The following is a 13,037-nucleotide window of genomic DNA, read 5'->3' as shown; positions in this document are numbered from 1 at the left end:
GTAGTTTGGGGGAATTTATGGCCTATTTCATCGATCGGCGTCTTAACGGCAAGAATAAAAGTGCGGTCAACCGGCAGCGCTTTTTGCGCCGTTATAAGTCGCAAATCAAACAGTCGATCTCCGAGGCCATCAACAAGCGTTCGGTCACCGACGTGGAGAGTGGCGAATCGGTGTCGATTCCTGTTGACGACATCAACGAGCCGATTTTCCATCAGGGGCGCGGCGGCAGCCGCCATCGCGTGCATCCGGGGAACGACCACTTTGTGCAAAACGACCGCATTGAGCGGCCGCAGGGCGGCGGTGGCGGCGGCAGCGGTCAGGGCAATGCCAGCCAGGACGGAGAAGGTCAGGACGAGTTCGTGTTTCAGATATCGAAGGATGAGTACCTCGACCTGCTGTTTGAAGATTTAGCGCTGCCTAACCTGCGCAAAAATCAGCATCGCCAGCTCAATGAGTACAAAACTCACCGCGCGGGCTTCACCTCGAATGGCGTGCCGGCCAATATCAGCGTGGTGCGCTCGCTGCAAAACTCGCTGGCGCGACGAACCGCCATGACCGCAGGCAAGCGTCGCATGCTGCACGAACTGGAAGCCACACTGAGTGAAGTCGAAAACAGCGAGCCGGCGCAACTGCTGGAAGAGGAGCGGCTGCGTAAAGAGATTGCGGAACTGCGGGCGCGCATTGAGCGCGTGCCGTTTATCGACACCTTTGACCTGCGTTACAAGAATTTCGAGAAGCGGCCTGAACCGTCCAGCCAGGCGGTAATGTTCTGCTTAATGGACGTTTCCGGCTCGATGGACCAGGCAACCAAGGATATGGCGAAACGCTTTTATATCCTGCTTTATCTGTTCCTTAGCCGGACTTACAAAAACGTCGATGTAGTGTATATCCGTCACCATACTCAGGCGAAAGAAGTCGATGAACAGGAGTTCTTCTACTCGCAGGAAACCGGCGGCACTATCGTCTCCAGCGCGCTTAAGCTGATGGATGAAGTGGTGAAAGAGCGTTATGACCCGTCGCAGTGGAATATCTATGCGGCGCAGGCCTCGGACGGCGATAACTGGGCGGATGACTCACCGTTGTGTCATGAAATTCTGGCGAAGCATATTCTGCCGGTGGTGCGCTACTACAGCTACATTGAGATTACCCGACGGGCGCACCAGACCCTGTGGCGCGAGTATGAGCATTTGCAGGCGATGTTTGATAACTTTGCCATTCAGCACATCCGCGAGCCGGAAGACATCTACCCGGTATTTCGTGAGCTTTTCCATAAACAGGTCGCTGAAGCCTGAGTTTACCAGCCGGTCACCGACCGGCTTTTTCTTTACCCCGCCCGGCTTAACCCCTCTGAAAACCCTGCTGTTTTTCTGTGCGGATTTAACCTTCTATGGGATAGCGCGCCACAGAATGAAAAAATGTGCAATTAACCGCTGACAAGCTATTGATAAGGCATTATCTTTTCACCTTGTCTGTGTGAATTGCCCGCAATTTGCTTTTTTATGCCCCGCCGCAGGAGAACGCCGTTGAATGCCAGCATGATTTACAGTTTGTTCATTATTGGTTCCGTGCTGGTCGCAGCAAGTATTCTGCTGAGCTCCTTCTCGTCGCGTCTCGGTATCCCGATTCTGGTGATCTTCCTGGCGCTGGGGATGCTGACCGGCGTGGACGGCATCGGCGGTATTGCCTTTGATAACTAACCGGTGGCCTATCTGGTGTCCAACCTGGCGCTGGCGATTATTCTGCTCGACGGCGGCATGCGCACCAAGGCCAGCTCGTTCAAGGTGGCGCTTGGTCCGGCGCTGTCGCTGGCCACCGTTGGCGTGATGATTACCGCCGGCCTCACCGGTCTGGCTGCCGCCTGGCTGTTTAAGCTCGATCTGATGCAGGGCTTCCTGATTGGCGCCATTATCGGCTCGACCGACGCCGCAGCGGTGTTTTCACTGCTGGGCGACAAAGGGCTTAACGAGCGCGTCAGTTCCACGCTGGAGATTGAATCAGGCAGCAACGATCCGATGGCGGTGTTTCTTACCATTACGCTAATCGACATGATCCAGCAGGGGCAGAGCGGCCTGAGCTGGATGTTTGTGGTGCATCTGGTGCAGCAGTTCGGCCTTGGCATTGTGCTCGGACTGGGCGGCGGCTGGGCGCTGCAGCAACTGATCAACCGCATCAGCCTGGCGCAAGGGCTCTATCCGCTGCTGGCGCTGAGCGGCGGCATCATTGTGTTTGCCCTGACCACGGTGATGGAAGGCAGCGGCATTCTGGCGGTGTATCTGTGTGGTTTTCTGCTGGGCAACAGCCCGATTCGTAACCGCCACGGCATTCTGCAGACTTTCGACGGCATGGCCTGGCTGAGCCAGATTGGTATGTTTATCGTGCTCGGCCTGCTGGTGACGCCGTCTGACCTGTGGCATATCGCGCTGCCGGCGATGATTCTCTCACTGTGGCTGATTCTGGTGGCGCGTCCGCTGTCGATTCTGGTCGGGCTGCTGCCGTTTAAAGGCTTTACCGGACGTGAACGCATCTTTATCAGCTGGGTAGGCCTGCGCGGTGCGGTGCCGATTATCCTCGCGGTGTTCCCGATGATGGCCGGGCTGGAGAATTCAAAACTCTACTTCAATATCGCCTTCTTCGTGGTTCTGGTATCTCTGATGCTGCAGGGCACGTCGCTGGGCTATGCCGCTAAACGGGCTAAGGTGGTGGTACCGCCGACCGCGTCGCCCATCAGCCGCGTCGGGCTGGATATCCATCCGGAAAATCCGTGGGAGCAGTTCGTTTATCAGCTCAGCGCCGACAAATGGTGCGTTGGCGCCGCGCTGCGCGATTTGCAAATGCCGCGCGAAACGCGCATTGCCGCCCTGTTCCGCGATAACGCGCTGATGCACCCCAACGGCAATACGCGTCTGAAAGAGGGTGACGTGCTGTGCGTGATTGGCCGTGAGCGCGATCTGCCGGCGCTGGGCAAAATGTTCAGCCAGACGCCGCCGGTGGCGCTGGATCAGCGCTTCTTTGGTGACTTTATCCTTGATGCCGAGGCGCGCCTGCGCGATGTCGCGCAGATCTATGGCCTGGAGCTCGACGAAGAGACCAACGATCAGCAGTCGCTCGGCCAGTTGATTATGGGTCTGCTCGGCAGCACGCCGGTGGTGGGAGATCAGGTCGAGTGGAACCAGCTGACGTGGACGGTGGCGGAAAAAGAGGATAACCAAATCGTCAAAATCGGGGTGCGCGTGCGGGAAGAGAAGGAATAATCTGAGGCCGTATCGCTCGTAAACTGCGTGTCAGCGTCTATGATCACTATTCCACCCAGCAAACGGGAGAAGATGATGGGACACGTGGTGAAGATTGGTCGTTACGAGATCGTCGATGCAGTAATGGATGTGGAGAAGCTGGATACCGTCGGCATCCCCTGCCATACCAACCCCGGCCTGAGTTATCAGCTCGACGGCTGGGATCATGAAACCAGCGTACCGGCGTGGATTGATGGCGAACCGGTCGATCTGCAAATCGGCCACTATGACAAGCAGCAAGACCGCTGGGTATTGAAAAAACCGGCCTGATATTTTCCTCACCGCCATTCACTTTGACTGGCGGTCATTCCGAAAAGTAGTCTTAAAATAGTCTGTCATTTCACGGCACCTTTTACTTTTATTATTATTTTTCAAGAAATTAGCTGGCCTGTACTTTAATCAAATATTGTTTTTTCAGACTCTTTCCATATTAACTCTGTCAAATAACTCCTGCATACTCTTAAACGTTGCTGCAGCTTTTCGTGACGTAAATCACGTCTCAAACGGCCCTTTCCATGCAGCGCTTATGGCAGCACTGACTCATATCTCGCTGAATATTATTTTATTTCTGCTTTCAGCGGACGACTCCTGAGCGCGTACTTGATTCTGGTCAGGCCATCTTTTACTTAAGAAAAGAGAGCAGGTTTTATGGCAAGTACATTGGTAATGAACGATGCAACCCGCTCGTGGAGCGGACTGCGCAAAAATCTCATCGCGAAAGTGGCACTCAGCTTTTCGGATTTAATTGCACTGAACCTGGCATTATTTTTATCCGCGGCCACCGTCCAGGGTATTTGGGGAGAACTGGACAGTTTTATTCCGCCGCAGCAAATTGAATACCGCTTTGTCGCACAGTTAGGTCTGTCAGTGCTGTGCACGGCCTGGTTCTGGGTGCGTATGCGTCACTACACCTACCGCAAACCGTTCTGGTTTGAGCTGAAAGAAATCGTCAAAACGCTGTTTGTGTTTTCGCTGCTGGATCTGGCGCTGATTGCCTTTTCCAAATGGGACTTCTCGCGCATGGTGTGGGTATTTAGCTGGACTTATGCCCTGCTGCTGCTGCCGCTGATGCGAGCCGGCGTGAAGCGTGCCATCAATCGCGCTGGCCAGTGGCAAAAAGAGACCATTATCATCGGCTCCGGTAAAAACGCCATGGAAGCCTACGCAGCGCTGCAGAGCGAGGAGATCCTCGGCTATAACGTGCAGGCGTTTATCTCGCTGGACGATGAGCCTCACCAGGAAAATGTTAACGGCGTGCCGGTTATTACCTGGAAAGACATCAACTGGCAAACCATGGACCGTGACAACACGCAATTTATCGTCGCCACCGAATTTGAACAGCAGGTGGTGCGCGATAAATGGCTGAAGTTTCTGTCCAAGATGAAATGCCGCTCAATTTCGGTTATCCCTACGCTGCGCGGTGTGCCGCTGTATGGCACCGATATGTCGTTTATCTTCAGCCATGAAGTGATGATCCTGCGCGTCAGTAACAACCTGGCGAAACGCTCCTCGCGTTTCCTCAAGCGCACTTTCGACGTGGTGGTTGCCTCCCTGCTGCTGCTGTTTCTTGCCCCGGTGTTCGGTCTGCTGTGCTGGATGGTAAAACGCGATGGCGGCAATGCCATTTATGGCCACGAACGCGTCGGTCAGGATGGCGTGAAGTTTAAGTGCCTGAAGTTCCGTTCAATGGTGACTAACTCGCAGGAAGTGCTGCAGAATCTGCTGGCCACCAGTGCCGAAGCGCGCGCTGAATGGGATCGTGATTTCAAACTGAAGAACGATCCGCGCATCACCAAAATCGGTGGCTTCCTGCGGAAAACCAGCCTGGATGAACTGCCCCAGCTGTGGAACGTGATTCGCGGCGAAATGAGTCTGGTGGGACCGCGTCCGGTGATTGAAGCTGAGCTGGAACGCTACGCGGGCGATGTCGACTACTATCTGATGGCCAAACCGGGCATGACCGGCCTGTGGCAGGTCAGCGGGCGTAACGATATCGACTACGACACGCGCGTCTATTTTGACTCCTGGTACGTGAAGAACTGGGCGCTGTGGACCGACATCGCCATTCTGTTCAAAACCGCTGGCGTGGTGCTGCGCCGCGACGGTGCTTACTGATACCCTCGACGCGATGTCTGCGCCGTCCCGGCAGACATCGCCTTTTCGTTTTAGCCCTTTCTTTTTGGCCGCAGACTCATTACCCTTCTCGCCTGTTTAACAGGACGTTACTGGTTCGTAATGCAAAAGTTTACCCTACTCCTTTTGAGCCTGGTGCTGCTGGCACCGCTGGGCATTGATCTCTACCTCCCGACGCTGCCGCAGATTGCCGACGGTCTTCATAGCCCGGTCAGTCTGATCCAGACCACCATTCCGCTGTTTTTGCTGGTGATGGGTATCGGTCAGCTGGTCACCGGTCCGCTGGTGGATAATTTTGGCCGTAAGCCGATCGCGCTGATCGGCCTCGCGCTCTACATCATCGGCAGCGCAGTGGCTGCAACCGCCACCGTCTGGCCGGTGTTCTTCCTGGCGCGCCTGATTCAGGGCTGCGCGGTATGCTGTAGCGCGGTGGTGGCATTTAGCGGCGTGCGCGATCGGCTGAGCGGCGATGCCGCGGCGCGCGCTTATGGTTTCCTCAATGGCGCGCTGAACATCGTGCCGGCGCTGGCACCGCTGCTCGGCGGTATTCTGGCGGAAGCCTATGGCTGGCGTGCGCCCTTCTGGTTCCTGTGCGGTTATGCGCTGGTGATTGCCATTATTGTGGTAGTCGCGCTGCCGGAAACGCGTCCGGCGGACACGCTGCGCGTTAAAGGGCTGCCGCTGGCGCAGTATGCTGCCATCGCCCGGCAGCCGCGCTTTCTCGCTTTCGCCTTTGCCAACGCGGGCGCGCTCGGCATGGTGCTGACCTACGTTTCGCTGGCGCCGCACGTGTTGATGACCGAAGGTGGCCTGACGCCGCTGCAGTTCTCATTTGCGTTTGGCGCCAACGGTTTCTGGATCATGCTGGTGAGTGCCTTTGTTAATAAAACCATTCGCAAGGCGGGCCGCCCATTTTGTCTCGCCATGGGGTTTGTCACCATGCTGCTCGGTGCGCTGCTGCTGGTGGCGGGGATGACGCTGTTACCTGCGGCCTGGCAAACCCACTGGTCGCTGTACATGATTCCGGTGGCGATCTCGGTAGCCGGCCTGGCCTTCACCGTCGGGCCGGCCACCAGCTATGCGCTGGAGCCGTATCAGCAGCAGGCGGGTGTGGCGGCGGCGCTGCAGGGATTTATTCAGATGGCGGGCGGTGCGGGTGGCAGCCTGGCGATGGTGGCGCTGCCGGTGGCAGAGAAATCAGCGTTAGCGCTGATGATGCTGGTGGGTGCCGCGCTGGCGCTGATCGCCTGGCGCTGCAGTAAGAACATGCGTGGTACAGTGACGGCGCTTAACTAAGCGTGACCGGGACGCGCGGCGCGAGTGCACACATCAGCTCGTAGCCTACCGTTCCGGCGGCTTTCGCCACCTCATCAATTTTCACCTCGTTGCCCCACAGCTCCACGCGCGAACCGATACCCGCCTGCGGGCAGGGTTCGAGGTCAATCATCATCATGTCCATCGAGATCGCCCCAAGCGTTTGCGTGCGGATGCCGTCAACGCTGACCGGCGTACCGGTCGGCGCATGGCGCGGATAGCCGTCAGCATAGCCACAGGCCACAATACCGATACGCTGCGGCGCGGCCGCGTGGTAGCGATAACCGTAGCCAACGCCCTCGCCGGCACCGATCTGCTGTACGCCAATAATTTCACTGCTGAGTGTCATTACCGGCTGCAGACCGGTACTGGCGATATCCTGCCAGTCGCCACTCGGTGACGCGCCGTAGAGAATAATGCCGGGCCGCACCCAGTCAAAATGCGCCTGCGGATGCCACAGCGTGGTCGCGGAGTTGGCAAGCGAACGCGGGCAGTTCAGTCCTTCCGCCGCCTGTTCCACGCGCTGCATCGGTTCCACCAGCCCCTGCGGGTTTTCCGCATCGGCAAAGTGCGCCATCAGCGTCATTTCCCCCACGTTGGGCAACGCACGCAGCTTGTGCCAGGCCGCCTGCGCCTGTTCCGGACGAAAACCGAGACGGTTCATGCCGCTGTTGATCTTCAGATAAACATCGACTGGCGCCGACAGCTGCGCCTTCGCCAGCGCCTGAATCTGCCAGTTACTATGTACGCTGGTGGTCAGGCGATAGCGATCGATCAGCGTCAGGTCATCGGCGTGAAAGAAGCCTTCCAGCAGCAGAATTGGCTTTTTCCAGCCCTGCTCGCGCAGCAGGATCGCCTCTTCCATATTCAGCAGCGCGAAACCGTCGGTCTCCGCCAGACTCTGCCATACGCGGGCAATGCCGTGGCCGTAGGCATTGGCCTTCACCACCGACCAGACGCGCGCGTGCGGTGCCGCCTGACGCACAATCGCCAGATTGTGGCGCAGCGCCTGTTGATTAATGGTGGCACCCGTAGGACGTGACATGTTTTTACTCTCCCTGAAGTATCAGCGCGTCGCGCTGGCATTACGCAGCGGCGATGCCGGGGCCGCAAAGCCCGGCAGATAACGCAGCACCGACAAGTCGTCGGCGGCGATGGCCGGTTTACGTCCCGAAATCAGATCGGCCAGCAACTGGCCGGAACCACAGGCCATCGTCCAGCCCAGCGTACCGTGCCCGGTGTTCAGCCAGAGATTGGTCAGCGGCGTGCGCCCGACAATGGGCGTGCCATCCGGCGTCATCGGGCGCAGTCCGGTCCAGAACGTAGCCTGTTCAACATACCCGCCTTCAGGATAGAGATCGCGGACCACCATCTCCAGCGTTTCACGTCGTGCCGGCAACAGTTTGGTGTTAAAACCAACGATTTCGGCCATGCCACCGACGCGAATGCGGTCATCGAAGCGTGTCACCGCCACTTTATAGGTCTCATCCAGAATGGTGGAGACCGGCGCGCCCTGCGGATCTTTGATCGGAATAGTCAGGGAATAGCCTTTCAGCGGATAGACCGGAATCGACACAATGTCTTTCAGCAGCGCCGTGGAGTAAGAGCCAAACGCCACGACGTAAGCATCGGCTTTGATGACCTCATCGCCGCACTTCACGCCATAGATGCGATTGCCTTCGCGCAACAGTTGATCCACCGACGTGTCATAACGGAAAGTGACGCCGGCTGCGGCTGCCATCGCCGCCAGACGCTGGGTAAACAGCTGGCAGTCACCGGTTTCGTCATTCGGCAGGCGCAGGCCGCCGGTCAGCTTGTGCGCGGTACCCGCCAGCGCCGGCTCCACGCTGTGCAGCTGATGCGCTTCCAGCAGCTCATAAGGCACACCCGCTTCACGCAGCACCGCGATGTCTTTGCTGGCGCTGTCAAACTGTTGCTGCGTGCGGAACAGCTGCAAAGTGCCGCCCTGGCGCCCTTCATAGGCGATGCCGGTGCTGCTGCGCAGTGCCTTCAGGCAGTCGCGGCTGTATTCGGCGATACGCACCATACGGCCCTTATTTTCCTGGTAGTGACGCATGTCGCAGTTGCGTAGCATGTTCCACATCCACTCCAGCTGGAATTTGCTGCCGTCGAGTCGCACTGCCAGCGGCGCATGCTTCTGAAACATCCACTTTACCGCCTTAAGCGGTACACCGGGCGCCGCCCAGGGTGCCGCATAGCCGGGCGAAATTTGCCCGGCATTGCCGGCACTGGTTTCCAGCGCCGCGCCGGGCTGGCGATCGATTACGGTGACGTCATGCCCCGCCTGCGCCAGATACCACGCACTGGCTACCCCTACGACACCACTACCCAGAATGACTACGCGCATAAGCCCCTCATCGCGAAAAGCATAATTAACTGGTATCACCATCGGGTTTAGCATAACCCGATGGCTGAACTGATATTACATTCGACCCTTTCATTTCACATGTTTTTCACTTAACTGCACACTGAAATCATGCGGTCGCGCCAAAATCAGAGTTTTTTGTGCCTTAAAAGCGTTAACCAGCGAATTATTATGCGAAAGGCAGAGCATCTCACTTTTTTCAGGAGAAAGCGCCGCAGTCATATCGCGCGCTTATAAACAGGATTTAATGCTGCAATTCATCACTCAGATAACACATAACCTTATTAGCTACCAAAGCACGCCTATTATGATGATTTTGTACCAAAAGAATTCGATTGAGTTCCCGCATCGGATAAGCGACAGTGGACTATCATTGAAGTGTTCGCTCAGTTTTTTTGGGCTGTCTTTCTCAGGATGAAGCCTTAAACGATCGTGACAGGTGACACTCTGTTGCCTGCCGCTTGCAAAACAGAGGTGCGCTATGACGACAATGTTTGACGAGCCAACCCGCAACAGCAAACGACTCAGTGACGGTCCCGACTGGACCTTTGAGCTGCTTGATGTCTACCTGGCGGAGATCGACCGCGTGGCCAAAAGCTATGGGCTCGATACCTACCCGCACCAAATCGAAGTGATCACCTCCGAGCAGATGATGGATGCGTACTCCAGCGTGGGGATGCCCATCAATTATGCCCACTGGTCGTTCGGCAAGAAGTTCATCGAAACCGAGCAGCGCTACAAACACGGTCAGCAGGGACTGGCGTATGAAATCGTCATTAACTCGAATCCCTGTATTGCTTACCTGATGGAAGAGAACACCATGACCATGCAGGCGCTGGTGATGGCGCATGCCTGCTACGGCCACAACTCTTTCTTCAAAAACAACTACCTGTTCCGCAGCTGGACCGATGCCAGCTCGATTGTCGATTACCTGCTGTTCGCACGTAACTACATCTCTGATTGCGAAGAGCGTTATGGCGTGGAAGAGGTCGAGCGGCTGCTGGACTCCTGTCATGCGCTGATGAACTATGGCGTCGATCGCTATAAACGCCCGCAAAAGATTTCGCTGCAGGAAGAGAAAGCGCGGCAGAAAAGCCGGGAAGAGTATCTGCAGAGCCAGGTCAATACGCTGTGGCGCACCCTGCCACGCAAAGAGAAAGAGTTTACTCAGGTCGAGGCGGCGCGCTATCCCTCTGAGCCGCAGGAAAACCTGCTGTACTTTATGGAAAAGAACGCGCCACTGCTGGAGTCGTGGCAGCGTGAAGTGCTGCGCATTGTGCGTAAAGTCAGCCAGTATTTTTACCCGCAGAAACAGACCCAGGTGATGAATGAAGGCTGGGCGACCTTCTGGCACTACACCATCCTGAATCACCTGTACGATGAAGGCAAAGTGTCGGAGCGCTTTATGATGGAGTTCCTGCACAGCCATACCAACGTGGTGTATCAGCCGCCGTATAACAGCCAGTGGTATAACGGTATCAATCCGTATGCGCTGGGCTTTGCCATGTTCCAGGACATCAAGCGTATCTGTCAGTCGCCAACCGAAGAAGATCGCTACTGGTTCCCGGACATCGCCGGCTCCGACTGGCTGAAGACGCTGCATTTCGCCATGCGCGAGTTTAAAGACGAGAGCTTCATCAGCCAGTTCCTGTCGCCGAAAGTGATGCGGGATTTCCGTCTGTTTACGGTGATGGACGACGATCGCAATAACTATCTTGAGATTGCCGCCATTCATGATGAGGCGGGATATCGTGCGATTCGTCAGCAGCTGTCAGCGCAGTATAATCTGAGCAATCTGGAGCCGAATATTCAGGTGTACAACGTAGACCTGCGCGGTGACCGTTCGCTGACGCTACGCTATGTGCCGCAGCAGCGCGCCCCGCTCGATAAGAGCCGTCGCGATGTGCTGAAGCATGTGCATCGGCTGTGGGGTTTTGATGTCAATCTGGAACAGCAGAACGAAGATGGCAGCGTGGAGCTGCTGGATCGCTGTCCTGCGCGCGGACCGGCGCTTTAAACAAAATCTCCATGCTCAGGGACGAGCATTTATCTTCCTGCCTGGTAGGCCCCTAATCTCACAGATAATCCTGCACCAACTTCACAGACAGTCAGTATCCGCTGATGCAGCGGGCTATTCGCAGCGCTGAGGCTTTTACGTTGCGCCAGGAGATTCCCGCGGGGAGGCGGGAATCAGGCCGGGCCGGTCAGGAAGACCGATACCGGCCGGTCCGTCAGGCGCAACGTGAACGCCGAAGGTACCGCGTAAGCGGCGCGAGGAGCAGCCCGGCAGCAGCGAATACTGACTGTCCGGGACTGGAACCCGCGAAACGTTTGTGCGCTGTTAACGCTTACTGCTCAAATCATCCGGCATGCTTTTCTGCATGCTGTGCCAGATTTCACCGCTGCGGCGGCCGTAGTTACGCACGCTGTCGACGATCTGATCCTGCGTTGGCTGTTTGCCACACAGATCCGCCAGTTGACGATAAAAGTTACGCGCCAGTTCACGCGCTTCCGGATTTGAGAAGTAATGGCGGCCAACGCGGGTGTACAGCCCTTTCAGACCGTTGAGAATCAGGCCGTAAATCGGGTTGCCGGAAGCAAAGGCCAGGCCGCGAAACACGCGGTAATCCAGCTCGGTATAGGCTTCAGCCTGATCTTCCTCGCTCAGCGCACTCTCCAGCACTTCACGCGCCTTATCCGGATGATGGCGCAGCGCGCGGCTGATAAAGATCGACGCGATATTGGTGCGCACTGACAGCAGGTTATCAATTAACTGCGGCACACTATCGTGGTCAAGACGGGCGAGCGTTTCGAGGATATTAAGACCAGACGTTTCCCAGAAATCATTGACGCGGGTGGGTTTACCATGCTGAATGGTCAGCCAGCCATCACGAGCCAGCCGCTGCAGCACTTCACGCAGAGTGGTGCGGGTCACGCCGATCAGTTCAGAAAGCTCACGTTCGGCAGGAAGAATCGATCCCGGCGGAAAACGGCTGTTCCAGATGCTTTCAATTATGTACTCTTCAGCGAATCCTGCAGGGCTCTGTGCCTTAATCACCATAGCATTTATTTCTCATTGCTTTCTTTGTCGTAATGGCACTCATCATACCAGAGGGGTCATAGCGGAAATAGCCTGCCAGCGGATTAAAAGCGCGCGCTGGCGCAAAATTCAGCAGCTGCGCAGCGAAAAAAGCCGTGGGTTACGCTGCGCTTGCGTGGGCGCTTTTGATGCCGTGTGCTAAAAGCCACGATTTTTTGGCGTGGATCAGGGATAAGTCATTTTTATACATGATTTTTTCCGCCTGCCTGGCTGGCACGGGTACGCTTTTGGTTTACACTGCGATGCATTAACGGCTACGGGAAAAGCAATATGTTGCGATACTTGAATCAATGCTCACGCGGACGCGGTGCCTGGTTATTAATGGCCCTGACCGCCCTGGTTTTTGAACTGGTTGCGCTGTTCTTTCAGCACGTGATGGGATTGCAACCCTGCGTAATGTGTATCTATGAGCGTTGTGCGCTGTTTGGCGTCATGGGCGCCGGCCTGGTGGGTGCAATTGCGCCTAAAACGCCGCTGCGCTGGGCGGCCATCGCCATCTGGCTCTACAGCGCTTATGAAGGGGTACGCCTCTCTTATGAGCACACCATGATTCAGCTGCACCCCAACCCGTTTGTGACCTGCGATTTTGCTGCTCGCTTCCCGAGCTGGCTGCCGCTGGATAAATGGCTGCCGGCGGTATTTGTCGCCAGCGGTGACTGCGCGGAACGCGGATGGACTTTCCTGACCTGGAGCATGCCGCAGTGGATGATCGTGATTTTTGCCGCTTATCTGCTGGTGGGCATTCTGGTATTGATTGCGCAACCGTTCAAAGCAAAACGTCGCGATCTGTTTGGTCGCTGAGTTCAGTCAAACA

Annotated in this window: 9 protein-coding genes and 1 pseudogene; 7 read left to right on the top strand and 3 right to left on the bottom strand. The window is 56.5% G+C overall.

What is annotated here, in order from left to right:
• Positions 1–17: 17 nt before the first annotated feature.
• The 5 genes and pseudogenes from FT726_RS08515 (at position 18) to FT726_RS08495 (ending at position 6,719) form a co-directional block, all read left to right on the top strand.
• Positions 18–1,292 carry a YeaH/YhbH family protein gene (locus tag FT726_RS08515; RefSeq protein WP_031280211.1) on the top strand — a complete coding sequence of 425 codons (1,275 nt, stop codon included), beginning with the start codon at positions 18–20 and terminating at the stop codon, positions 1,290–1,292.
• Between the two features lie 231 nt (positions 1,293–1,523).
• Positions 1,524–3,251 (top strand): annotated as a pseudogene (locus FT726_RS08510) (potassium/proton antiporter).
• 75 nt (positions 3,252–3,326) lie between these two features.
• On the top strand, positions 3,327–3,560 hold the full coding sequence (locus FT726_RS08505; RefSeq protein WP_021510054.1) for a DUF1480 family protein: 234 nt from the start codon (positions 3,327–3,329) through the stop codon (positions 3,558–3,560).
• 378 nt (positions 3,561–3,938) lie between these two features.
• Positions 3,939–5,405 (top strand): undecaprenyl-phosphate galactose phosphotransferase WbaP, encoded by a 1,467-nt coding sequence (gene wbaP, locus FT726_RS08500; RefSeq protein ID WP_141495377.1) that lies wholly within the window; start codon positions 3,939–3,941, stop codon positions 5,403–5,405.
• A 120-nt stretch (positions 5,406–5,525) separates the two neighbouring features.
• A complete protein-coding gene (locus tag FT726_RS08495; protein WP_104189014.1) occupies positions 5,526–6,719 on the top strand; it encodes a multidrug effflux MFS transporter in 1,194 nt (397 codons plus the stop codon).
• On the opposite strand, the gene dadX is transcribed toward FT726_RS08495, so the two are convergent.
• Positions 6,712–7,782 carry a catabolic alanine racemase DadX gene (dadX, locus tag FT726_RS08490; protein WP_104189012.1) on the bottom strand — a complete coding sequence of 357 codons (1,071 nt, stop codon included), beginning with the start codon at positions 7,780–7,782 and terminating at the stop codon, positions 6,712–6,714. The two genes, FT726_RS08495 and dadX, sit on opposite strands and share 8 nt — an antisense overlap.
• Positions 7,783–7,803: 21 nt before the next feature.
• On the bottom strand, positions 7,804–9,105 hold the full coding sequence (locus tag FT726_RS08485; RefSeq protein ID WP_058771249.1) for a D-amino acid dehydrogenase: 1,302 nt from the start codon (positions 9,103–9,105) through the stop codon (positions 7,804–7,806).
• Between the two features lie 499 nt (positions 9,106–9,604).
• Between FT726_RS08485 and FT726_RS08480 the strand changes: the two genes are divergently transcribed.
• The gene (locus FT726_RS08480) at positions 9,605–11,140 is read left to right on the top strand and encodes a SpoVR family protein (protein WP_031280208.1); all 1,536 of its coding nucleotides are present in this window, start codon (positions 9,605–9,607) and stop codon (positions 11,138–11,140) included.
• Between the two features lie 324 nt (positions 11,141–11,464).
• Here FT726_RS08480 and fadR read toward each other — a convergent pair whose 3' ends face one another.
• Entirely contained in the window at positions 11,465–12,184 is a 720-nt protein-coding gene (gene fadR / locus FT726_RS08475) for a fatty acid metabolism transcriptional regulator FadR (protein ID WP_058757728.1), read from the bottom strand.
• Positions 12,185–12,493: 309 nt separating this feature from the next.
• Here fadR and dsbB point away from each other — a divergent pair, with 309 nt between their 5' ends.
• Positions 12,494–13,024 (top strand): disulfide bond formation protein DsbB, encoded by a 531-nt coding sequence (gene dsbB, locus FT726_RS08470; RefSeq protein WP_040679952.1) that lies wholly within the window; start codon positions 12,494–12,496, stop codon positions 13,022–13,024.
• Positions 13,025–13,037 lie beyond the last annotated feature (13 nt).

The organism is Pantoea sp. Morm, from assembly GCF_016643525.1.
Taxonomy (GTDB): Bacteria; Pseudomonadota; Gammaproteobacteria; order Enterobacterales; family Enterobacteriaceae; genus Pantoea; species Pantoea dispersa.
This window is presented reverse-complemented; position numbering and strand designations above follow the sequence as displayed.

Excerpts from the sequence above, each read along its gene's own strand:
- FT726_RS08480 (WP_031280208.1), top strand. The coding sequence starts at position 9,605 with ATGACGACAATGTTTGACGAGCCAACCCGCAACAGCAAACGACTCAGT.
- FT726_RS08495 (WP_104189014.1), top strand. The coding sequence starts at position 5,526 with ATGCAAAAGTTTACCCTACTCCTTTTGAGCCTGGTGCTGCTGGCACCG.
- fadR (WP_058757728.1), bottom strand. The coding sequence starts at position 12,184 with ATGGTGATTAAGGCACAGAGCCCTGCAGGATTCGCTGAAGAGTACATA.
- FT726_RS08515 (WP_031280211.1), top strand. The coding sequence starts at position 18 with ATGGCCTATTTCATCGATCGGCGTCTTAACGGCAAGAATAAAAGTGCG.
- wbaP (WP_141495377.1), top strand. The coding sequence starts at position 3,939 with ATGGCAAGTACATTGGTAATGAACGATGCAACCCGCTCGTGGAGCGGA.
- FT726_RS08485 (WP_058771249.1), bottom strand. The coding sequence starts at position 9,105 with ATGCGCGTAGTCATTCTGGGTAGTGGTGTCGTAGGGGTAGCCAGTGCG.
- FT726_RS08505 (WP_021510054.1), top strand. The coding sequence starts at position 3,327 with ATGGGACACGTGGTGAAGATTGGTCGTTACGAGATCGTCGATGCAGTA.
- dadX (WP_104189012.1), bottom strand. The coding sequence starts at position 7,782 with ATGTCACGTCCTACGGGTGCCACCATTAATCAACAGGCGCTGCGCCAC.
- dsbB (WP_040679952.1), top strand. The coding sequence starts at position 12,494 with ATGTTGCGATACTTGAATCAATGCTCACGCGGACGCGGTGCCTGGTTA.